General features: G+C 72.6%; 16 protein-coding genes, 2 tRNA genes and 1 pseudogene. 7 read left to right on the top strand and 12 right to left on the bottom strand.

The window, feature by feature from the left end; all coding sequences use genetic code 11:
- Positions 1-44: 44 nt before the first annotated feature.
- A tRNA-Ser gene (locus tag ACWGJM_RS10375) sits at positions 45-135 on the bottom strand.
- A 182-nt stretch (positions 136-317) separates the two neighbouring features.
- On the opposite strand from ACWGJM_RS10375, the gene ACWGJM_RS10380 reads away from it, so the two are divergent.
- Both ACWGJM_RS10380 and ACWGJM_RS10385 read left to right on the top strand, forming a co-directional pair.
- A complete protein-coding gene (locus ACWGJM_RS10380; RefSeq protein WP_453411248.1) occupies positions 318-875 on the top strand; it encodes an SSI family serine proteinase inhibitor in 558 nt (185 codons plus the stop codon).
- A 261-nt stretch (positions 876-1,136) separates the two neighbouring features.
- Positions 1,137-5,621 (top strand): PAS domain-containing protein, encoded by a 4,485-nt coding sequence (locus tag ACWGJM_RS10385; protein WP_453411249.1) that lies wholly within the window; start codon positions 1,137-1,139, stop codon positions 5,619-5,621.
- An 84-nt stretch (positions 5,622-5,705) separates the two neighbouring features.
- Here the strand turns inward: ACWGJM_RS10385 and ACWGJM_RS10390 are convergent, their stop codons facing one another.
- Positions 5,706-6,287: a TetR family transcriptional regulator gene (locus tag ACWGJM_RS10390; RefSeq protein ID WP_453411250.1), complete on the bottom strand. Its 582-nt coding sequence runs from the start codon at positions 6,285-6,287 to the stop codon at positions 5,706-5,708.
- A 124-nt stretch (positions 6,288-6,411) separates the two neighbouring features.
- On the opposite strand from ACWGJM_RS10390, the gene ACWGJM_RS10395 reads away from it, so the two are divergent.
- The gene (locus tag ACWGJM_RS10395) at positions 6,412-7,617 is read left to right on the top strand and encodes an MFS transporter (protein ID WP_453411251.1); all 1,206 of its coding nucleotides are present in this window, start codon (positions 6,412-6,414) and stop codon (positions 7,615-7,617) included.
- A gap of 133 nt (positions 7,618-7,750) precedes the next feature.
- Positions 7,751-9,205 (top strand): VCBS repeat-containing protein, encoded by a 1,455-nt coding sequence (locus ACWGJM_RS10400; protein ID WP_453411252.1) that lies wholly within the window; start codon positions 7,751-7,753, stop codon positions 9,203-9,205.
- Positions 9,206-9,298: 93 nt separating this feature from the next.
- On the opposite strand, the gene ACWGJM_RS10405 is transcribed toward ACWGJM_RS10400, so the two are convergent.
- The 8 genes and pseudogenes from ACWGJM_RS10405 to ACWGJM_RS10440 form a co-directional block, all read right to left on the bottom strand.
- Positions 9,299-10,975 (bottom strand): long-chain fatty acid--CoA ligase, encoded by a 1,677-nt coding sequence (locus ACWGJM_RS10405; RefSeq protein ID WP_453411253.1) that lies wholly within the window; start codon positions 10,973-10,975, stop codon positions 9,299-9,301.
- Between the two features lie 88 nt (positions 10,976-11,063).
- Positions 11,064-11,621 (bottom strand): SigE family RNA polymerase sigma factor, encoded by a 558-nt coding sequence (locus ACWGJM_RS10410; RefSeq protein ID WP_453411254.1) that lies wholly within the window; start codon positions 11,619-11,621, stop codon positions 11,064-11,066.
- 147 nt (positions 11,622-11,768) lie between these two features.
- Entirely contained in the window at positions 11,769-12,935 is a 1,167-nt protein-coding gene (locus ACWGJM_RS10415; RefSeq protein WP_453411255.1) for a lipid-transfer protein, read from the bottom strand.
- Positions 12,932-13,327, bottom strand: a complete 396-nt coding sequence (locus ACWGJM_RS10420; protein WP_453411492.1) for a MaoC family dehydratase — start codon at positions 13,325-13,327, stop codon at positions 12,932-12,934. Before ACWGJM_RS10420 ends, ACWGJM_RS10415 begins: the two co-directional genes overlap by 4 nt.
- A 36-nt stretch (positions 13,328-13,363) precedes the next feature.
- Positions 13,364-13,923: pseudogene (locus tag ACWGJM_RS10425) on the bottom strand (hypothetical protein).
- 1 nt (position 13,924) lies between these two features.
- On the bottom strand, positions 13,925-14,935 hold the full coding sequence (locus ACWGJM_RS10430; protein ID WP_453411256.1) for a bifunctional MaoC family dehydratase N-terminal/OB-fold nucleic acid binding domain-containing protein: 1,011 nt from the start codon (positions 14,933-14,935) through the stop codon (positions 13,925-13,927).
- Positions 14,932-15,507: an acyl-CoA dehydrogenase family protein gene (locus ACWGJM_RS10435; RefSeq protein ID WP_453411257.1), complete on the bottom strand. Its 576-nt coding sequence runs from the start codon at positions 15,505-15,507 to the stop codon at positions 14,932-14,934. Before ACWGJM_RS10435 ends, ACWGJM_RS10430 begins: the two co-directional genes overlap by 4 nt.
- A gap of 186 nt (positions 15,508-15,693) precedes the next feature.
- Positions 15,694-15,987, bottom strand: a complete 294-nt coding sequence (locus ACWGJM_RS10440) for a hypothetical protein (protein ID WP_453411493.1) — start codon at positions 15,985-15,987, stop codon at positions 15,694-15,696.
- 308 nt (positions 15,988-16,295) lie between these two features.
- On the opposite strand from ACWGJM_RS10440, the gene ACWGJM_RS10445 reads away from it, so the two are divergent.
- Positions 16,296-17,204 (top strand): bifunctional DNA primase/polymerase, encoded by a 909-nt coding sequence (locus ACWGJM_RS10445; RefSeq protein WP_453411258.1) that lies wholly within the window; start codon positions 16,296-16,298, stop codon positions 17,202-17,204.
- Between the two features lie 21 nt (positions 17,205-17,225).
- On the opposite strand, the gene ACWGJM_RS10450 is transcribed toward ACWGJM_RS10445, so the two are convergent.
- Together ACWGJM_RS10450 and ACWGJM_RS10455 are read right to left on the bottom strand one after the other, a co-directional pair.
- A tRNA-Ser gene (locus tag ACWGJM_RS10450) sits at positions 17,226-17,312 on the bottom strand.
- Between the two features lie 63 nt (positions 17,313-17,375).
- Positions 17,376-18,869, bottom strand: a complete 1,494-nt coding sequence (locus ACWGJM_RS10455; protein WP_453411259.1) for a S1C family serine protease — start codon at positions 18,867-18,869, stop codon at positions 17,376-17,378.
- Between the two features lie 269 nt (positions 18,870-19,138).
- Here ACWGJM_RS10455 and ACWGJM_RS10460 point away from each other — a divergent pair, with 269 nt between their 5' ends.
- Entirely contained in the window at positions 19,139-19,975 is an 837-nt protein-coding gene (locus ACWGJM_RS10460; RefSeq protein ID WP_453411260.1) for a glycerophosphodiester phosphodiesterase, read from the top strand.
- A 162-nt stretch (positions 19,976-20,137) separates the two neighbouring features.
- Entirely contained in the window at positions 20,138-20,779 is a 642-nt protein-coding gene (locus tag ACWGJM_RS10465; RefSeq protein WP_453411261.1) for an ATP-binding protein, read from the top strand.
- Positions 20,780-20,908 lie beyond the last annotated feature (129 nt).

Here is a 20,908-nt window from a genome sequence, read left to right on the forward strand (position 1 = left end):
CCGAAGCCCCGGTCCGTGTGGACCGGGGCTTCGGTGATCAGGTGCGGAGGCGGAGGGATTTGAACCCTCGATGGGCTTTAAGGCCCAAACCGCATTAGCAGTGCGGCGCCATAGACCGGACTAGGCGACGCCTCCAGCACAACCGCTCACGCGAGCGCGCGAGTGGTGCGTGCAGATGATGACACAGTCGAGCGTGCTGTCACCAATCGGCTCCCACGGTACTAGGCAGGCGGGCCGCAGGGCAAAGCCCTTCCGTGTCGGCGAGCCGGTCGGGGCCGGGAGCGCAACGTCCGGGCGGCCGGAGCGTTGGGCAGGACATGTTGCTGGTCATCTCGCGGGCGGTCGTTGCAGGCGTGGCAGGCGTGGCGGGCCGGGTGCCCGTCGCCGCCGTGGCCGTCACCGCCGCCGCCACCGCCACCGCCCTCTCCGCCGTCGCCGCCGCGCCCGCTCTCGCCGCCGCGCCCGCCGCCGCACGCACCGGCGTCTCGGTGCCCCCGCCCGTACGCCCCGAGGACCGGGCCGCCGCCACCGGCGATCACCTCACCGTCACCGTCCGGCACGCGGGCGGTGGCCGGGACGGCCGGTACCAGCTGTCCTGTCATCCGGGGGCCGGCAGTCACCCGGATGTGGGTGGTGCCTGCCGGACGCTGGACCGGAACACACGGTGGGGGCGGGACACCTTCGCGCCGGTCGCGCCGGGCCAGATGTGCACGATGCTGTACGGGGGCCCGGCCACCGCCCATGTGACGGGGGTCTGGGCCGGGCGACCGGTCGACGCGACGTACGACCGGAGCAACGGGTGCGAGATCGACCGGTGGGACCGGCTCGTTCCCCTTCTGCCCGACCTGCGGGGCCTGCGCGGCCTGCGCGGGTAGCGACCGTCCACAGGCTTTTCGTGGCGGAATCCCCGGTCCCGTAAAGGTCCTGCGAAAGTCTCGCGGCCCAAAGCCCGAGGCAGAGCGGAGGCCGGGGCGTGCGGTCACACGTTCCCCGTCACTTCGTCGTGCGACCTCCCTCTCATCCGGCGTCGCGAGCGCAACCACTGCCCTTAGACTCCCTCGCGTGACACGCTGCGGGCCGGTTGGCAAGATGGCCCGAGCGGTCGGCAAGGTGCGGTAACAGGGAGGAAGCGTTTCGTGAGCAGCAGGCCATCCCGAGGCGCTGCTCGCCTCGCAGCCATACTGGACGCGCTGCCCGACGCGTTGGTGCTGGTCAACGCCAATGGGACCGTCGTCAACGCCAACACCATCGCCCTGGAGGCCTTCGAGACTCCGGGGACGGCTCTGGTGGGGCGGGGGCTGCTCGATCTGCTGCCGGAGTTCGACTCCAAGCTCATCCCCGGCTCCATGCGGCGGCCCGACCACATGGACCCGCAGGGCCGGACCAAGCCCACGCGGATGATCGCCCGGCGGACCGACGGGACCGAGTTCCCGGTCGAGGTCACCAGCGCGAATCTGGAGAACGGGCAGCAGGCCTACGACGGTTACGGATACACCGGCGACGAGCTGCTGATGCTCGTCGTACGCGATCTGTCCGGCACCGTCGACACCGAGGCGGAGCTGGCCCGCTCACAGCGGCAGACCGAGATGATCCTGCGGGCCGCTGCGGAAGGTGTCGTGGGCACGGACACGGACGGGCGGATCGTGCTCGTCAATCCGGCCGCCGCGCAGATACTGGGCTACCGGGCCAGCGAGCTCGGCGGCAAGGAGCTGCACACCCTCGTGCTGCACTCCCGTGCCGACGGTTCGCCCTTCCCGTACGACGAGTCGCCGCTCGCCGACACCCTGCGCTCCGGGCGCAAGCACCGGGTGCGCGGGCAGGTGCTGTGGTCCAAGTCCGGGGACGAGGTGTCGGTCGATCTGACCACCGCGCCCGTGCGCGACGGCGACCAGCTGGTCGGCGCCGTGATGACCTTCACCGACCGGCGGCCCTTCGACGCGCTCGCCGAGGAGAAGGCGGCCCTGGAGCAGGCGCACGCCCAGGAGCTGGAGAGACTCTCCGAGGAGCACGCCTCCGACCTGACCGCTCTGCGTCAGGAGCACGTCACCCGGATCGAGGAGCTGGAAGAGCGGCACGCCGAGGAACTGGCGGCCGGCGAGGAGCGGTACGCCGCGCTCGGCGAGCGGGAGAAGGACCGCTACGAGGCCCTGGCGGGGCGGCACGAGCAGCTGCTCACGCTGCTCGCGCGCTCCCTGCGCGGGCCGCTGGACGAGCTGCGCCGGGAACTGGCCGCGCTCGCCGCGGACGACGCCGGGCAGCTGTGGCCCGAGGCCAACCAGGTGCTGCACCACCTCTCCGCCGGCTACTCCCGCATCACCCAGCTGATCGACAACGTCCTCGGCTACCAGCGGCTCGACGCGGGCACGGAGGACGTCGCCCGTACGAAGGTGATGCTGGACTCGGTCGTCGCCGCCGGCGTCGACGGGGCCGTCGAGCTCATCGGGCCGGGCCGGGTGCAGTTCGCCGTGCACGCGCCGCCCATCGAGGCCGAGGTCGACCCGCAGCGGCTCGCGACCGCGCTCGCGCACCTCGTCGCGGACGTCGCCGGCGTCGACGCGACCGGCAACGCGCCCGTCTCGACGGGCGGTTACATGGACAACACCGTCGTCGTGGCCGCCGCGCAGCGCGGTGAGGTCGTACGGATCGAGGTGCGCGGGCCGTACTCCGGGGGAGACCCGGTGCACGAGCCGATCGTCCGCGGGATCGTACGGGCACACGGTGGTGTGCTTCAGACGCACGAGGTGCCGGGGATGAGCGGCAGTGCGTATGTACTCGAGGTGCCGATCGGCGGCGGGGCGGGGGCCGTCCCGGCACCCGCTCGGGCGCCGGGTGCCGAGGTGGCGCTGGTGGGCGGTTCGGCCGCCGACGAGGAGGCCGTCGTCGAGCACGGCTCCGGTGGCGGGAGGCGGCGGGCCCGGCGGTCCTCCACCGACGCCTTCCTGGAGAGCGAGGATCCGGGCGAGTCCGATGGTGACGGGACGGGGGCGCCCGCGCCGACCGGGCGGCGCCGCAGGCGTGCCCTCGAGGCGTCGGCGCAGCCGGCGGCGGAGGGTGCGGAGGTGTCCAGCGGCACCGGGCGGCGGCGGGGACGGCCCGCCGAGGACGCCGGTGGCGCAGCCGGTGCCGGTGGTGCCGGTGGTGCCGGTGGCGACCAGGGTGTCGCCGAGGGGGCCGTCGTGATGGCGGCCGAGCATGCCGCGGGGGCCGCGGCGTCGAACACGGGACTCGGCGGGACCGTGCCGCCGCAGGGCGTGCCCGCGCCCGGCGGACGACGTGCCCGGCGTGACGACGGGGACCGGCAGGCTCTGCCGCCCGCGCTGCCCGCGGCCGGTGCCCAGCCGGGCCCCGAAGCCGTCCCGGCGGCCGAGGCCGCACAGCCGACCGGGCGCCGTCGCCGTGCGCTGGCCGCCGCGGCCGAGCGTGCAGCCGCGCAGGAGACGGGCGCCCGTACGGTCTTCGCCCTGCCGCCCGCCGAGGCGGACCGCCAGGCCGAGGGGCCGGACGGGCAGGGGCAGGCGCACGCGCAGGCGCAGGGATTGGTACCGGTTCCGGGGCAGGCACAGGCCCTGGGGCAGGCGCATGTCCCGGGGCAGGTACAGGTCCCGGGGCAAGTGCAGGCTCCGGCCGTGGAGCAGGCGGAGGCTGCCGGGCAGGCGCTCGGCGCGGGTGCACCGGTGCCGAGTGCGGGTGCGCCGGTGCCGGGTGCGGGTGCGCCGGTGCCGGGTGCGGGTGCGCCGGTGCCGGGCGACGAAGGCCGGCACGACGCCGTCGCGCACGACCAGTCCGAGGACCACACCCCGCCCCAGCCGCATCCCACCAGCGCGCCGACGGGCCGCCGCCGGCGGGCCGTGGTCCCGCCGCAGCAGTCGGCGGCGGCCACCGGCACGCCCGCGCCGGGTGCCGTCGTACCCGCGCAGGGCGCTCCCGGCCAGGGCACGGCTCCGGCGCCGGGAACCTCGGTGCGGATTGCCCCCAGCCAGCCGGTCGCGGTTCCGGCCGGGCTGGGTCGGACGGTCCCGCCACAGGCCACCCCGGGTGAGCTCCCCGCAGCCGCTCAGGCCACTCCCGCTCAGGCCGCCGCCGTGTCGCTCCCGGCGCAGAACAGCGGGCCGCTGCCCGCCGCCCAGCCGCTGCCCGCGGAGGCCGTTCCCGGCCAGGCCGCCGCAGGTCAGGCACCCGCAGGTCAGCCCGCCGGCCAGGCACCCGAGACCCCGGCCACCCCTGCTCCGGCCCCCGCGGCCCAGCCGGCTCCGGCTCCGACTCCGGCCGCGGACGTCGCCGTACCGCCCAACGGAACGGCCGCCCCCGCCGCCGTGACCCCGAACGGCACCGGCACCCCGGCCCCCGGCACCCCCCTCCCCCCGGAGCACGCCGCCGCGCCGGCCCGGGCCGCCCAGCCGTTGCCGGCCGAGGCGGGTGGCGTGCCCGCCGACGTGCACTCGACGCAGGGCCAGGGCTTCAGCGTGCGGACGCTGGGGCAGGGCGTGCCGTTCAGCAGGCAGGCCGCACAGGTGCAGCAGCCGACGGCCACGCCGCCCCCGCACCAGCCGGGCGGTTCCGGGCGGCGCCGCAAGCTGGGCACGCCGCCCGACCCGGCCGCGCGTCCGGACCAGCGTCCTGAACAGGGTGCCCGTCCGCATCCGGCCGCCGAGCAGACGCCGGTACAGCCGGTCGCACAGCCCGTCGCGCAGGCCATCGCACAGCCGGTGGCGCAGCCTGTCCCCCAGCCTTCTCTGGCCGGGCAGTCGCGGCTCTCCCCGGCCACCGAGGGTGCCGGACGGTCGTACGCCATAGGCGCCCCGGACGAGAACGCCGCCGAGGGGCCCGAGCCGCTGGACGGTCCGGGCGGGGCGATCGAGGTCGCGGACTCCCCGCGTCCGCAGCCGATGGACGACGAGCTGCCGCCGGAGCCGCTGGACAACCCGCGCCGGCTGCTGGTGTGGCCCGCGCCGGACGTCACCACGCAGCAGGCGCTCAGCGACCGCGGCTACCGGCCGGTGATCGTGCACTCGCGCGAGGAGGTCGACGCGCAGATCGCGGCCTTCCCCGCTGCGCTGTTCGTGGATCCGCTGACCGGGCCGATCACCCGTACCGCGCTTCAGTCGCTGCGGCAGGCGGCGGTCGCCGCCGAGGTGCCGGTGCTGGTCACGGCCGGGCTCGGGCAGGCGACACGCGAGGCGGCGTACGGTGCCGATCCCGCGGTCCTGCTGAAGGCGCTCGCGCCGCGCGACAGCGAGCAGCATCCGCCGCGTGTCCTCCTCATCGAGGAGCACGCGGAGATCGCCCTCGCCCTGACCGCGACGCTGGAGCGGCGCGGGATGCAGGTCGCGCGAGCCGCGAGTGACGCGGACGCGGTGACGCTGGCGGGGCAGCTCAGGCCGAACCTGGTCGTGATGGACCTGATGCAGGTGCATCGGCGCCGGGCCGGGATCGTGGACTGGCTGCGCACGAACGGGCAGCTCAACCGCACCCCGCTGGTCGTCTACACCGCCGCCGTCGACCAGGCCGACCTGCCACGGCTGGCCTCGGGGGAGACGGTGCTGTTCCTGGCGGAGCGCTCCACCAGCGGCGAGGTCCAGACCCGGATCGTGGACCTGCTGGCCCGCATCGGCACCAACTGAGGCTGTCCGGTCCTTGAGGCCCGTTCGGCCTTGAGGCCCGTCCGGTCTTGAGACTCGTTCGGGCTTGAGGCCCGTCCGGTCTGCCTAACGGGCCACCAGCCTGCGGGCCGCCTCCTTGATGGAGGCCCGCAGGCGCTCGCGGTCGCTGTCCTCGGGGCCGGCGAGGATGCGGCGCATCTGCGGGACGACGGCCATCCAGTTGGTGAGCGCGGTCAGCAGGATCAGCAGGTCGCCGGCCGGGATGGCGTCGGTGACGACGCCCCGGGCCTGGCCGTCCTCGAGCGTGGCGACCTTGCGGGCGTAGTGCTCCTGGCGGGCGGTCTCGTCGGGCAGCTCGGCGGTGCCGTACTCGATGCCCTCCCAGAAGAGCAGGCGCAGCAGTTCGGGGTGGGCCGCGTGGTAGTCGAGGAGGCGGTCGACCCAGCCCTCGATGTCGTCCGCGTCGACGGGGACGGCGGCGGCGAGGTCGACCATGCAGGTGCCGAGGACCTGTGAGAACAGCTCCGCCTTGTTGCCGAAGTAGGCGTAGATCAGCTGTTTGTTGGCCTTGGCCTCGGACGCGATGCGGTCGATGCGGGCCCCGGCGATGCCGTGCCGGGCGAACTCGGCGACCGCCGCCTGGAAGATCCGCGCCCTGGTGGCCTCGGGGTCCCTCACTGCTGCCATGCACTCAGAGTACCGGCCTTGTAACCAACTATTTGGTTGACAGGGAATTCCGCGGCCGGGCACGCTGTTCCCGCTTCCAACCAACCAGTTAGTTGTAAGTCCGCTCTAAGGAGTACCTCCGGTCATGCCGTCAGCGACCACCAACCAAGAGGCACAGGAGATCCGGGTCCCCGCCCGCGAGCAGGCAGACTCCGGCCGCCTCCTGCTCGTCCTCATCGCCGTCTGCACCGCCGTCACGGCCGCCAACATCTATCTCGCGGCCCCGCTGCTCCCCCTCATCGCCCACGACTTCGGCACGGTCCCCCCGGCCGTGACCTGGATCGCCTCGGTCGCACAGCTCGGCTACGCGGCCGGGCTGCTCTTCTTCGCCCCGCTCGGCGACCGCGTCGACCGGCGCCCGCTGGTCGCCCTCCTGTCGGCGGCCACGACGGCCGCGCTGATGCTCGGCGCGGCGGCCTCCGGCACCGCCGCTCTCGCGGTCGCCGTGTTCGTGGCGTCCGCCGCGACCGTCGTCCCGCAGCTGCTCGTCCCGCTGGTCGCCGAGCGCGCCCCCGCCCACCACCGCGCCCGTCATGTCGCCGCCGTCATCGCCGGTCTGTTCACGGGCATCGTCGCGGCCCGGGTCGTCGGCGGCCTGGCCGGGCAGTCCTTCGGCTGGCGGTGGGTGTTCGCCGGTGCGGGCGCGCTGACCCTCGTACTGGGACTCGCCACCGCCCTCACGCTGCCGAGGGAGCACCGCCGCCGTACCGGTCCGCTGTTCGCCGGCCTGACCGCCCTGCCCGGACTCGTGCGCCGCTCGCCCGACCTGTGGCGGGCGTGCGTCAGGCAGGCCGGGATGTTCGGCGCCTGGAGCGCACTGTGGACCTCGCTCGCCCTGCTGCTGACCGGCCCGGCGTACGGCCTGTCCACCGCGACCGCCGGTCTGTTCGGCCTCTTCGGCCTCACGGCCAGCGCGGTGGCCCCGCTCGCGGGCGGGCTGGTGGACCGCTTCGGCGCCGCGAAGGTCGTACGGTCGGCGTACGCCCTCGCGGCCGTCTCCGTGCCGCTGTTCTGGCTCGGCGGGCGGGTGCTCGCCGCGCTGTTCGTGGCGGCGATCGCCGTCCATGCGGCCCTGGTCGCCTCGCACGTCGCCAACCAGACCCTCGCCCTGACCACCACCTCCGCCCCCGCGACCGCCAACACCGCCTACGTCGTGGCCGGTTTCACGGGCGGCGCGCTCGCCTCCGTCCTCGCGGGGGTCGCCTACGCCCAGTGGGGATGGGGCGGCGTCTGCGCGGTGGCCGCGCTCTGGCTGGTGCTCGGGTGGCTGACGACGACCGTACGACGGTGACGACCGCCTCCTGGACCTCCCTGGTACGACGGTGCCGACCGCCTCCTGAACCCCCTGGTCACTCGTACAACCCAGGCCCCACCCCGTACGTCTCCTGTACACCACCGCAGCACCAACCCAGGGGAACGCCCGCATGTACAGACGCACTCGCCTCGCGCTCGCCGCGACCACCGCCCTGACGCTGACCGGCGGCCTGGTCGCCGCCCAGGCGGCCCTCCCGGCGACCGCCGCCGCCGTGGGCAACGGTGTGCACGGCGACTTCAACGGGGACGGCTACCGGGACGTCGTCATCGGCGTGCCCGGCGGCACGGACACCCAGTGGGAGGCCGGCTGGGTCGGCGTCGTCTACGGCACCTCCGCGGGCATCGACCCGGCCAAGCGGAAGATCCTCACGCAGTCCGGGAGCGTCAACCCCGGTTCGGCCGAGGGCGGCGACGAGTTCGGCGGCGCCCTGACGGTGGCCGACTTCGACGGCGACGGCTACAGCGACCTCGCGGTCGGCGCGCCCGGCGAGTCGTACGGCCCGAACGCCTCCCAGGGCTCCGTCACCCTGTACTGGGGCGGCCCGAGCGGGCTCGGCACGTCCGCCGTGATGGTCAAGGACCCGGTGGCCAAGGACGGCAACCACTTCGGCGGCGCGCTCACCGCGGGCGACTTCGACGGCGACGGGCACCCCGACCTGGCCGCCTACAACGCGCTCACGTCCACGGTCTCCGTCCTGAAGGGCCCGTTCGCCCGCTCCGGCGCCTGGGCTTCGGCGGGCACCGTGACCCTGCCGGAGACCTCGGCCTACGCGGCCGGGTTCCTCTCCTCCGGGAACGTCTCCGGTGACACGGCCGACGACCTCGTCGTGCAGTACCGGGCGCTGCACGGCGGCACGGAGCGCGCCTGGTACTTCGAGGGCTCGGCGAGCGGCGCGGGGCTGGTGCCCAAGTCCACCCTCCCCGCCTCGCACACCTCCGCGATCGGGGACGTCGACGGCGACGGCCACGCCGACATCGTGGTGGGCGACGCCTACGAGACCACCGCCGTCGGCGGTGCGGTGAGCGTCGTGTACGGCGGCACGGACGGCCCGGGGACCGGCCGCGCGACCCAGGTACTGAACCAGAACTCGACCGGGGTGCCGGGTGCGGCGGAGAGCGGGGACCGGTTCGGGGCGTCTCTGTCCGTGGGCGACGTGACCGGCGACGGGTACGCGGACGTGGCCGTCGGCCTGCCCGGGGAGGATGTCGGCAGCCTCACCGACGCGGGCACCGTCGTCCTGCTGCGCGGCTCGGCCACCGGCATCGCCGCCACCGGCGACCAGAGCCTCACCCAGAACACCTCGGGCGTCCCCGGCACGGCGGAGAGCAAGGACAAGTTCGGCTCGTACGTGCTGCTGTCCGACATCGACCGCAACGGCAAGGCCGACCTCACCGCCGCGGCGATCGGCGAGCAGACCGCCGGCGCGACCGGCCGCGGCGGTGCCGTGTGGCGGCTGCGCGGAGCCTCGAGCGGTCTGACCGCCACCGGCTCCAAGAGCTTCGGCCCCTATGAGCTGGGCCGCGCCCGTGACGACCAGACGTTCGGGCAGGTCCTGGGCGACTGAGGCGACTGAGGCTGCTGAGGCGGCTGAGCGGGCGTACGCCGCCGGTGCTGGGATGTCCTCGCATCCCAGCACCGGCATGTGCGCGGGCGCGGGTCAGAGTTGGGTGACGTCCAGCTCGCCCTCCGCGTACTGCCTGCGCAGCACCTTCTTGTCGAATTTGCCCACGCTCGTCTTCGGCACCGACTCGATGACCGTCCAGCGCTCCGGGAGCTGCCACTTGGCGATCTTGGCTTCCTCGGCGAGGAAGGCGCGCAGGGTCTCGAAGTCGGCGGTGGCGCCCTCCCTGAGGACGACGGTGGCCAGCGGGCGCTCGCCCCACTTGTCGTCGGGAACGGCGACGACGGCGGCTTCGGCGACGTCCGGGTGGGACATCAGGGCGTTCTCCAGGTCGACGGAGGAGATCCACTCGCCGCCGGACTTGATGACGTCCTTGGCGCGGTCGGTGAGGGTGAGGAAGCCGTCGGGGGAGATCGTCCCCACGTCTCCCGTCTTCAGCCAGCCGTCCTCGCTGAACTTGTCGGCGGGGCGCAGGGGTTCGGCGTCGGGGCCGTTGTAGTAGGCGCCGGCGATCCACGGGCCGCGCACCTCCAGCTCGCCGGCCGACTCGCCGTCCCAGGGGAGGCGCTCGCCGCCGGGGCCGGTGAGGCGGGCCTCGACCGCGGCCGGGAAGCGGCCCTGGGTGAGCCGGTAGGCGAACTCCTCCTCCGTGCCGACCGCGTGAGCCGGCGGGCGGGCGACCGTGCCCAGGGGGGAGGTCTCCGTCATGCCCCAGGCGTGGCAGACCCGCATGCCGAGCTTGTCGAAGGCCGTCATGAGGGAGGGCGGACAGGCCGCGCCGCCGATGGTGACCTGGGTGAGGGAGGAGACGTCCCGGGGCCTGGCGGTCAGCTCGGCGAGCAGGCCCTGCCAGATGGTGGGGACGGCCGCGGCGTGCGTCGGCTGCTCGCTCTCGATCATCTCGGCCAGCGGGGCGGGCTGGAGGAAGCGGTCCGGCATGAGCAGGTTGACGCCGGTCATGAAGGTGGCGTGCGGCAGGCCCCAGGCGTTGACGTGGAACTGGGGGACCACGACCAGGGAGGTGTCCTGGTCGGTCAGGCCCATCGACTGGGTCATGTTGACCTGCATGGAGTGCAGGTAGATCGAACGGTGGCTGTACACCACACCCTTGGGGTCTCCGGTGGTGCCGGAGGTGTAGCACATGGCGGCGGCCTGGCGTTCGTCCAGCTCCGGCCAGTCGTACGTGGTCGGCTTCCCGGCGATCAGCTCCTCGTACTCGTGCACGGGGATGCCGGCGTCGGCCAGCAGGGAACGGTCACCGGGTCCCGTGACCACGACGTGCTCGACGGTCTCGAGGTGCGGCAGCAGCGGGGCGATCAGCGGCAGCAGGGAACCGTTGGCGATCACGACCCGGTCGGCGGCGTGGTTCACGATCCAGGCCAGCTGCTCGGGGGGCAGGCGCAGGTTGAGCGTGTGCAGCACGGCGCCCATGGAGGGGATCGCGAAGTAGGCCTCGGTGTGTTCCGCGTTGTTCCACATGAGGGTCGCGACCCGGTTGTCGTCCCGCACCCCGAGGTCCTCGCGGAGGGCGTGCGCCAGCTGGGCGGCGCGGGCACCGATCTCGGCGTAGCTGCGGCGGTGCGGCTCGCCCTCACTCGTCCAGGTGGTCACCTGCGACGCACCGTGGATCGTCGACCCGTGGGTCAGGATCTTCGAGATCAGCAGCGGTACGTCCTGCATCGTGCTCAGCACGGCGTCCTCCCAAGGCGACATTGCCTACGCGGCGGTATCTGCCGCTGATTCTGCGCACATACCGCGCGGTATGTCACTAGGGGAAGGAAAACTCGCGGGCTTCGCGGGCCTATCTCACCAGGCCGAGCTCGGGATCCTCGCGCAGCTTTCCGAGCGCCCGCGACACCGCCGACTTCACCGTGCCGACGGACACCCCGAGCACCTCGGCCGTCTGCGCCTCGCTCAGGTCCTCGTAGTACCTGAGGACGACCATCGCCCGCTGCCGGGCGGGCAGCTTGCCGATCGCCCGCCACATCGCGTCGTGCAGCGCCTGCCGCTCGGCCGGGTCGTCGCCGCCGGGCACCGGCTCCGGCTCGGGCAGCTCGTCGCACGCGAACTCGTCGACCTTGCGCTTGCGCCACTGGGACGTGCGCGTGTTCAGCAGCGCCCGGCGGACATAGCCGTCCAGCGCGCGATGGTCCTCGATCCGCTCCCACGCCACGTACGTCTTCGTCAGCGCGGTCTGCAGCAGGTCCTCGGCGTCGCTCGGGTTCGCCGTCAGCGACCGGGCGGTACGCAGCAGCACCGGCTGGCGGTCCCTGACGTACGAAGAGAACGACGGGTACGGCCGGATCTGCCTCGCTGGTGCAGCGACGGCCGACGCACTGGTGCAGACGGGTGTGGTCATGGCTCCACGCTATGAGCGACCCCTGTTCCCGCGGATCGGCCCCAGGTCCCGAAGCGAGGTCCGCCTCAGGTTGTAGGGGTGGGGCGGGCTCCACCTCCTGAAGGTGGACGGACAACCCCGTCGTACTACGGGTTTACCCGTGCGGGCTCATCCGTCCGCGGCGAGGACCAGCCCCGATGTCGGCACCCCCGTGCCCGCCGTCACCAGGACCCGGGCCGCCCCCGGTATCCGGTTGACCGCCGTGCCGCGCAGCTGGCGCACGCCCTCCGCCACCCCGTTCATGCCGTGCAGATACGCCTCTCCCAGCTGGCCGCCGTGCGTGTTCAGCGGCAGCTCCCGCGCGGCCACGAAGTCCGCCGCCTCCCCTCTGCCGCAGAACCCGAACTCCTCGAGCTGCATCAGCACGAAGGGCGTGAAGTGGTCGTAGAGGATCCCCACGTCGATGTCGGCCGGCCCCAGCCCGGAGGTCCGCCACAACTGGCGGGCCACCACGTCCATTTCGGGCAGGCCTGCCAGGTCGTCGCGGTAGAAGCTGGTCATCTGCTCCTGCGCCCGGCCCGCGCCCTGGGCGGCCGCCGCGATCACGGCGGGCGGGTGCGGCAGGTCGCGGGCCCGCTCCACGGACGTCACCACCAGCGCCTGCCCGCCGTCCGTCTCCTGGCAGCAGTCCAGCAGTCTCAGCGGTTCCACGATCCAGCGCGAGGCGGCATGGTCGGCGAGCGTGATCGGGCGGCCGTGGAAGTACGCCGCCGGGTTGGTCGCCGCGTACCGGCGGTCGACGACCGCCACATGCCCGAAGACCTCGGGTGTCAGCCCGTAGCTGTGCAGGTAGCGCTGTGCCGCCATCGCCACCCAGGAGGCCGGGGTGAGCAGCCCGAAGGGCAGTCCCCAGCCGAGCGCCACGCCCTCCGCCGACGGCTCCCGGTGCCGCACTCCCGCACCGAAGCGACGCCCCGACCGCTCGTTGAAGGCCCGGTAGCAGACCACCACCTCGGCCACACCGGTGGCGACGGCGAGCGCCGCCTGCTGGACGGTCGCGCAGGCCGCCCCGCCGCCGTAGTGGATACGGGAGAAGAAGGACAACTCACCCATCCCGCAGGCCTGGGCCACGGTGATCTCCGGGCTGGTGTCCATCGTGAACGTCACCATCCCGTCCACATCGCCCGGCGTCAGTCCCGCGTCGTCCAGCGCGGCCCGCACCGCCTCCACCGCCAGCCTGAGCTCGCTCCGCCCCGAGTCCTTGGAGAACTCCGTCGCCCCGATGCCGACGACGGCCGCCCGCCCGCCGAGGGTGTCCCTGGTCCGCCCGCTCATGCCACACGCTCCGCCGGGACGGTCACCGTCACCGTGCCGGTCACGTGGCGTCCGATGCCGTTCTCCCCGACGACCCGGACCGTGGCGGTGGTGCCTGCCACCTCCTCGACGGTGCCCGACAGCACCATCGTGTCGCCGGGGTAGTTGGGTGCCCCCAGCCGGATGGCCACCTTGCGGAGCACAGCGGCGGGGCCGAAGTGGTCCGTGATGTACCGGCCGACCAGGCCGTTGGTCGTCAGGATGTTCATGAAGACGTCCGGGGAGCCCTTGTGCCGCGCCAGCTCGGGATCGTGGTGCACGTCCTGGTAGTCCCGCGACGCGATCGCACCCGCCACGATCAGCGTGCGCGTGATCGGGATCTCCAGCGGGGGCAGCTGCGCACCGGCCTTCACCTCCGCCATGTCCCACTCCCCATCTTGCTCCCCATCTCACTCCCCACTCGCGATCAACTCCCCCAGCTCCTGAAGCACTTCGCCGCCGCGTCCCAGATACGCGTCCAGCTGCCGCCCCCACAGGGAGTGCCGGTGGACCGGGTGGCCGAGGCCGGCTCCCGCGCCGCCGTGCAGATGCCGGCCCGTGTGCACGACCCTTCCCCACTCTCGGCTTCGCTCGAGCGGGGGATCCCCATCCCCGTCTCGGACGCCCACCAGGCGGCGGTCAGCGCGTGCGTGGCGTACGGCAGTCCGGCGTCCCGCCGCCAGGCCGCCGGGGTGCCGTGGGCGGCGACCGCCAGCAGCCCGTACGCGCAGGTGGCGGCGTACGGCACCTGGGCCGTGGTGCGTCCCTGTTCCTCCAGGAGCAGCACGAGTCCGAGCAGGCCCAGTTCCTCCACGGGGCCGGCCAGTCCCGCGCCGCACAGGGCCTTCCACAGCTCGGAGTCGCTGCCGGTGCCGGTGGCCGCCAGCCGCTCGTGCGTGGCCAGGTCGCCGAAGTTCCGGGCGGCCAGCTCACGGGCTCCGGCCTGCGCCTCGGTGGGCGTGAAGTCCATGTCAGGCCTCGCTCTCCAGGACCCGGAACACCGGCAGGACCTGCGCGCCCTCGTCGGCCTCGTCGGCCTCGTCGTCGTCGGCCTCGTACCGCCGGAACTCGACCCGGACCGGCAGCCCGATGCGCACCTTGTCGTACGGCACCCCGACCACGTTGCTCACGATCCGCACGCCTTCCGCCAGTTCGACGAGGCCGACCGCGTAAGGACCCGCCGCGCCGGTGGCGTGATCGGATTCCGTGAACGCAGGGAAGGGCGGGTGGTGCATCACGACGTAGGAGTAGACCGTTCCCTCGCCACCGGCCTCCACCGTGTCCCAGTCCAGGCAGCCGCAGGCGTTGCAGCCCGGCAGCCAGGGGTGGCGCAGGGTGCCGCAGCCCGTGCAGCGCTGGATGAGCAGCCGGTGCTCGGCGACGCCCTCCCAGAATCCGGCGTTGTCACGGTTGACCACCGGGCGGGGACGGCGGGCCCGGGGCCTCCCAGGGGTCTTCCGCCTGGCCGGGGCGTACTTGAGGATGCGGAAGCAGTGCGTGCCCGCGAGGTCGTCGGCCACGCGTACGTCCGTGCGGGTCGTGACGAAGTACCCCGTGCCGAGCTTCGTCGTCTTCCGCTCCGACACCGACTCGATCACCGTGTCGAAGGTGACGTGGTCCCCGGGCCGCAGGGGCCTCAGATACTCCTGCTCGCAGTCGGTGGCGACCACCGAGGTGCAGCCCGCCTCGTCCAGCAGGCCGAGCAGTTCGTCGTACGCGTCCGTGCGTCCCTCGTGCCCGGAGAGCCCGCCCATGATCCAGGCCTGGAGCATGGTGGCCGGGGCGATGGCGTCCGGCCCGGTGTACGCCGGGTTGGTGTCGCCCAGCGCCTCGCACCAGTGCCGGATCATCGGCTGGTTGACCGGGTCCTTGCCGACACCGGACACAGCGGCCGACCGCCCCTCGTATGCCTTGAGCCGTGCCTCGTATGTCTTGAGCCGCGCCGCCGGCCCGGCGTCCGGCTCCCTGGCCGGCGCGCTCACCGCCGCCCCCTTGTCATCCCGAGCCGCATCATCGCGACGATCTCCCGCTGCACCTCGCTCACCCCGCCCCCGAACGCGTTGATCTGTGCCGCCCTGTTCAGCCGCTCCAGCTCTCCGGCCCCGAACACTCCCGGGGACCCGGAGCGGACGAGTCCCGTCTCGCCCACGATGTGCTGACACATGCGATACGTCGCGACAGCCGATTCCGTTCCCGCGGACTTCACCCCGCTCGCCTCCCCGGGGGCCGGTCGACCGGCCCCCACATCCGCCACCAAACGCCAGCTGAGCAGGCGCGATGCCGCGAGCCGGGCATGCGCCTCAGCCAGCCGAAAACTCACCCACGGCCCGTCAATGCGGCGCCGCCCCGTCACCGGATCGGGGGTATGGGCGGCGGTCAGCGCCGCCGTGAGGAACTCCTCGACCTGCATGCCGATCGCGGCGCGGGTGACCCGCTCGTGGTTGAGCTGGTTCGTGATCAGCGACCAGCCGTCGTTCTCGGCGCCGACGTCCCGGAAGTAGACGCGCAGTTCCGCGCGCAGCCGCGGCTGGCGCTCGGTGGGGGCGAGATGCATGGTTTCTGACTGTCCGTCAGATTCTGTCGGGTGTCAAGGTCGTCATGGGCCATGGCCGCCAAGGCCGCCATCGGTCATGGGGAAACGCCTGCGCGGCGGTACCGAAGCACCGCCGCGCAGACGCGACACATCCCCACTGAGCGCACCCCACAAGGGACTTACGCCCCCCAATGCCCCCCTGGTGACTCACCGCAGACGAGTGAAGCGGATGGCCACGTTGTCGTTCCCCTGCTGGGTCGGGGTGAGTGCTGAGCCGTTGACCTGGGCGGTATTGCTCTGGTTCGAGGCGCCGAAGCCGACCGCGTTCTGCCCGGTGGTCGACAAGTTGCCGTAGTTGTCGAGGCCGACCCCGCTGCCGAAGACGCTCGCCGCGCCCCATGGCAAGTATCCGTACCGCCCGCGTTCTCGCCGCCGTCTCCGCCCTCCCCCCTCGCGACCGCCCCTTTTCGCCGGCGTCACCTCCGCGGACAACGGCGCCATGGCGGGCAACGGATCGAATGCTCGCACGCATCCAGAGTTGCCCACCGAATCCCCGGCGAACCACCCCGGAAGCTGCTTTTCGCACGCAAGCGTGAGGAAAAGTCGATAAACCCTTTTCGCCACCTTTAGCCCCCAAAGGGACGGGTCGGGACAGTACAGAACAAGGCGGCGACCAGGCACCGTAAGCGGAGAATCGTTCCGGCACAGGTCGGGCGCACATCCGGCCGATCACTCCCGCAGAGCGAGCCACACGGCGCGTCACGCCTCACCCTCTTCCTTTTTTCGAACATACGTACGACCATAAATACATGGCCACCACCGACCGGCAGGCCACGACGCTGGCCCTCGCACACGCCCTGTCAGCCGCAGAACGCGGCCTGGCCGTCATCCCCCTGTCCCGGACCAAACTCCCGGCCCTGCGCTCCCCCCACCGCGACGACCCCACCGCCCCCGCCTGCCACGGCGAGTGCGGACACTTCGGCCACGGCGTGTACGACGCCTCCAAGGACCCGGCACGCGTCCGCGAACTGTTCGCCGCCGCACCCTGGGCCACCGGCTACGGCATCGCCTGCGGCCTGCCCCCGCACCACCTCATCGGAGTCGACCTCGACACGAAAACAGGCACGGACTCCTCGGCCGCCCTGCGCGAGCTGGCGCTGCGCCACCTGTTCACGATCCCGGTGACGGTCGTCGTCCTCACCCCCAGCGGCGGCCGCCACCTCTGGCTGACCGGCCCGCCCGGTGTCGTCGTCCCCAACTCGGCGGGACGGCTGGCCCCCGGCATCGACATCCGCGGCGCCGGCGGCTACCTCGTCGGCCCCGGCTCACGCACCGACCACGGTGTCTACTCCACCGCCCCCGGCACCGCCCACCTTGCCCCCGGCGCCTGCCCGCCGGCCCTGCTCCGCCTGCTCGTCCCGCCCCCGCGCGCCCCGCACCCCAACCCGCCGTCCACCGGACACCACGGCCAGGGTCTGATCCAGTTCGTCCTCGCCGCCCACGAGGGCCAGCGCAACACCCGCCTCTTCTGGGCCGCCTGCCGCGCCTACGAGAACGGCATCGGCCCCGCCCTCGTCGCTCCACTGATCGACGCGGCCGTCCACACGGGCCTCTCCGAACGCGAGGCCCGCACGACGATCGCCTCGGCGGCCCGGATGACCACCCCCACGCGCCCCCATGCGGAAGGGGTGCCCCTCAGTGAGAGGCACCCCTTATGACCAGCATGTCCAAGACCTGCGCGGAGGCGGTGGGATTTGAACCCACGGTGACATCGCTGCCACGACGGTTTTCAAGACCGTTCCCTTAGGCCGCTCGGGCACGCCTCCCCGCGCCGCGCGAGATCGGCGGCGCGGGGACAAGAGTAACGGGTTGGCAGGTGCGCGTGGGGGTCAGCTGTCGCCCGCGCGGGAGCCCAGGGTGAGTTCGACCGTGTGCTCCTTGCCGTCGCGCTTGTAGGTGATCGTCACCTTGTCGCCCGGCTTGTGGGTCCAGATCTCGCCGATCAGGGTCGGGCCGGAGTCGATCACGTGGTCGTCGAGCTTGGTGATGACGTCGCCGGGCTTGAGGCCGGCCTCGTCCGCGGGGCCGCCGGACTCGACCGCGGCGGCACCGGCCGCGCCCTGGTCGGTGATCTTCGCGCCGTCCGTGCTCTCCTCCAGGGAGACGGACGCGCCGATCTTGGCGTAGACGGGCTTGCCGGTCTTGATCAGCTGCTGGGCTACGTACTTCGCCTGGTTGATGGGGATGGCGAAGCCCAGGCCGATGGAGCCGGACTGGCCGGAGCCGCCCAGACCGCCGCTGCTGCTGGACTGGATCGCGGAGTTGATGCCGATCACCGCACCGGAGGCATTCAGGAGGGGGCCGCCGGAGTTGCCGGGGTTGATGGAGGCGTCGGTCTGGAGGGCGCTCATGTAGGACGCCTTGCTGGTGGAGCTGCCGTCGCTGGAGGCCACCGGGCGGTTCTTGGCGCTGATGATGCCGGTCGTGACCGTGTTCGAGAGCCCGAAGGGGGCGCCGATCGCGATGGTCTCGTCGCCGACGGCCACCTTGTCGGAGTCGCCGAGGGCGAGCGGGTTGAGGTCGGAGGGGGCGTTCTTGAGCTTGATGACCGCCACGTCGTAGCCCTGGGCGTGGCCCACGACCGCCGCGTCGTACTTCTTGCCGTTCGGGAAGGTGGCGGTGAGTTTGCCGCCGTCCACCGCGTCCGCCACCACGTGGTTGTTGGTGACGATGTGGCCCTGCTTGTCGAAGACGAACCCGGTGCCGGTACCGCCCTCGCCGCTGGTGCTCTCCGCCTCGATGGTGACCGTGCTGGGCAGCGCGCTGGCGGCCACGTTCGCGATGGTGCCGGGCGCGCGCTTGACCTGCGAGGCGCTGCTGGAGGCGGAGACGGTGGTGGAGCCGGTGTCGTCGTTGTTCTTGGCCAGGGTGTAGCCGAGGCCACCGCCCAGGCCGCCCGCGACCAGCGCGGCCACCAGGACCGCCGCTACCAGCCCGCCGCGCCCGCGGCCGGACTTCGGCGCGGGCTGCTGCTGGTACGAGGAGCCCCAGCCGGCGCCCCCGCCGTCACCGCCGTAGCCCGCACCTCCGTAGCCGGCGCCGGCGCCCCCGTCGGCGTACGAGGGCGTCGCGGGGGGCGGGGGCGGCCAGGAGCCGTCGGGTGCGGGCACGGAGGCGTGCCCGTCCTGGGCGAAGGCCTGGGGCGCCTGGGGCGCGCTCTGCTCCGGCGTACCGGAGACGCTCTGGGGAACCGGCGCGAGCGGAGCGGTCGGCGAGCCCCCCTCGGGCGCCGCTGCCTGCGGGGAAGCACCGGGAGTCGCCACCGGCACTGGAGGTGCGGACGGGGCAGGGGGTACCGCGGTGCCCTCGTTCTCGGTGCTCACAGGTCTTCTCCTCGATCCACGGCTGTTGTTCTCGGTCGCACTCGGCCACGCTCGTTCACGCTCGTCGTCGACCCGGCGCGCTGGAGCTGTGCATGTGCTTTTTGTATGTCTTAGCTTTTCCCACGGGCCGTCAGAGCACCATAAGCGGTGACTGTGGGTCCACGGCTATTCCTTATATCGGACATTAGGGACGGAGTAGCCGCATCCCCGGAACATCTCAGGCGGTTCTCAGATACGTGCGTACCCCTTCGCGGTGGCACCATGACGCGGTGACCACCCACGCACGACAGCACCACATCCAGGTCGTCGCCCACCGGGGGGCCTCCGACGACGCCCCGGAGCACACCCTTGCCGCGTACCGGAAGGCGATCGAGGACGGCGCGGACGCCCTCGAATGCGACATCCGCCTGACCGCGGACGGCCATCTGGTCTGCGTCCACGACCGACGCGTCAACCGTACGTCCAACGGACGCGGGGCAGTGTCGGCCCTGGAGCTCGCCGACCTGGCCGCGCTGGACTTCGGCTCGTGGAAGACCCGCGAGAGCTGGCGCGTACGCGACGAGGAGCCCGACTGGGAGCACCGCCCCGAGGACCGCGAGCACACCTCCGTACTGACCCTGGAACGGCTGCTGGAGCTGGTCGCCGACGCGGGGCGCCGGGTGGAGCTCGCCATCGAGACCAAGCACCCCACGCGCTGGGCCGGACAGGTCGAGGAACGGCTGCTGCTGCTCCTGAAGCGGTTCGGCCTGGACGCCCCGGCCTCGGCCGACGAGTCGCAGGTGCGCGTCATGAGCTTCTCGGCGCGTTCGCTGCACCGGGTGCGGGCGGCGTCGCCGACGCTGCCGACGGTGTACCTGATGCAGTTCGTCTCGCCCCGGCTGCGCGACGGGCGGCTGCCCGCCGGTATCCGGATCGCGGGCCCCTCGATCCGGATCGTGCGCAACCATCCGGCGTACATCGAGCGGTTGAAGCGGGCCGGTCACCGGGTGCACGTGTGGACGGTGAACGAGCCCGAGGACGTCGACCTCTGCGTCGAGCTGGGCATCGACGCCATCATCACCAACCGCCCGCGCGCGGTACTGGACCGACTCGGCCGCAGGCCTTGAGCCCGTCGCAGCCTTCAGCCCCTCGCAGGCATTGACCCGGCCGCAGACCTTGACCCGGACACCCGCCTGAAGCATCCTCCTTTTTCGGCCACATCAACGAAATCCAGCCACACCCTCACAGGGAGTGCTCCGGCGCGTTCGATCCGTATTCGACTGCGGTGAATGCGTCATCGGAAGTGGATTGGCCGGTTTCCGGTACAGGCCATGAGGGCATCCACACCGTGGCGTGGGGCGAAGGAGGTCTCGGGGGTGGCGTTGGTGGTGGCACAGGAGGTGCCCACGTCGTCGAGCATGGCCGTACCCCATGGCCCTGCGGGCGTGGGGGAAGCCAGACACCGGATGCGCGCACAGTTGCGCAGGGGTGGGGTGTCGGAATCGGTCATCGACGATGCCGTACTGATCCTTTCCGAACTTTTGAGCAATGCCTGCAAGCACGGTCGTCCCCTGGGTGACGCGGTCGTCGGCGACGGCGACGTGCGGGCCGCGTGGCAGGTTGACCCTCGCGGCCGCCTCACCGTCGAGGTCACGGACGGCGGCGGCCCGACCCGCCCGGCTCCGGCCACCCCTTCGGTGACCGCACACGGCGGCCGCGGGCTGAACATCATCACCGCACTCGCCGACGACTGGGGCGTCCGGGACGACGCCCGGGGTGAGGTCACGGTGTGGGTGGTGGTCCACGAGGACGTACACGATCCGGACGCCTCGCACCGTCGTGACCACTTCGCTACGCGCGTCACCGCGCCCCCGGTCTCGGCGATGGCCACCGAACTGGGCTTCACGGACGTGTTCGACGACATCGACTGACCACGCCGGGACTGGACCCTCAGAGACCGAACTCATAGAGACCGAACCCGTAGGGACCGAACCCGTAGGGACCGAACCCGTAGGGACCGAACCGCCCGCGGCCGAACACGCCGACGGCCGACGGCCCCG

Source organism: Streptomyces sp. NPDC054834 (genome assembly GCF_053611185.1).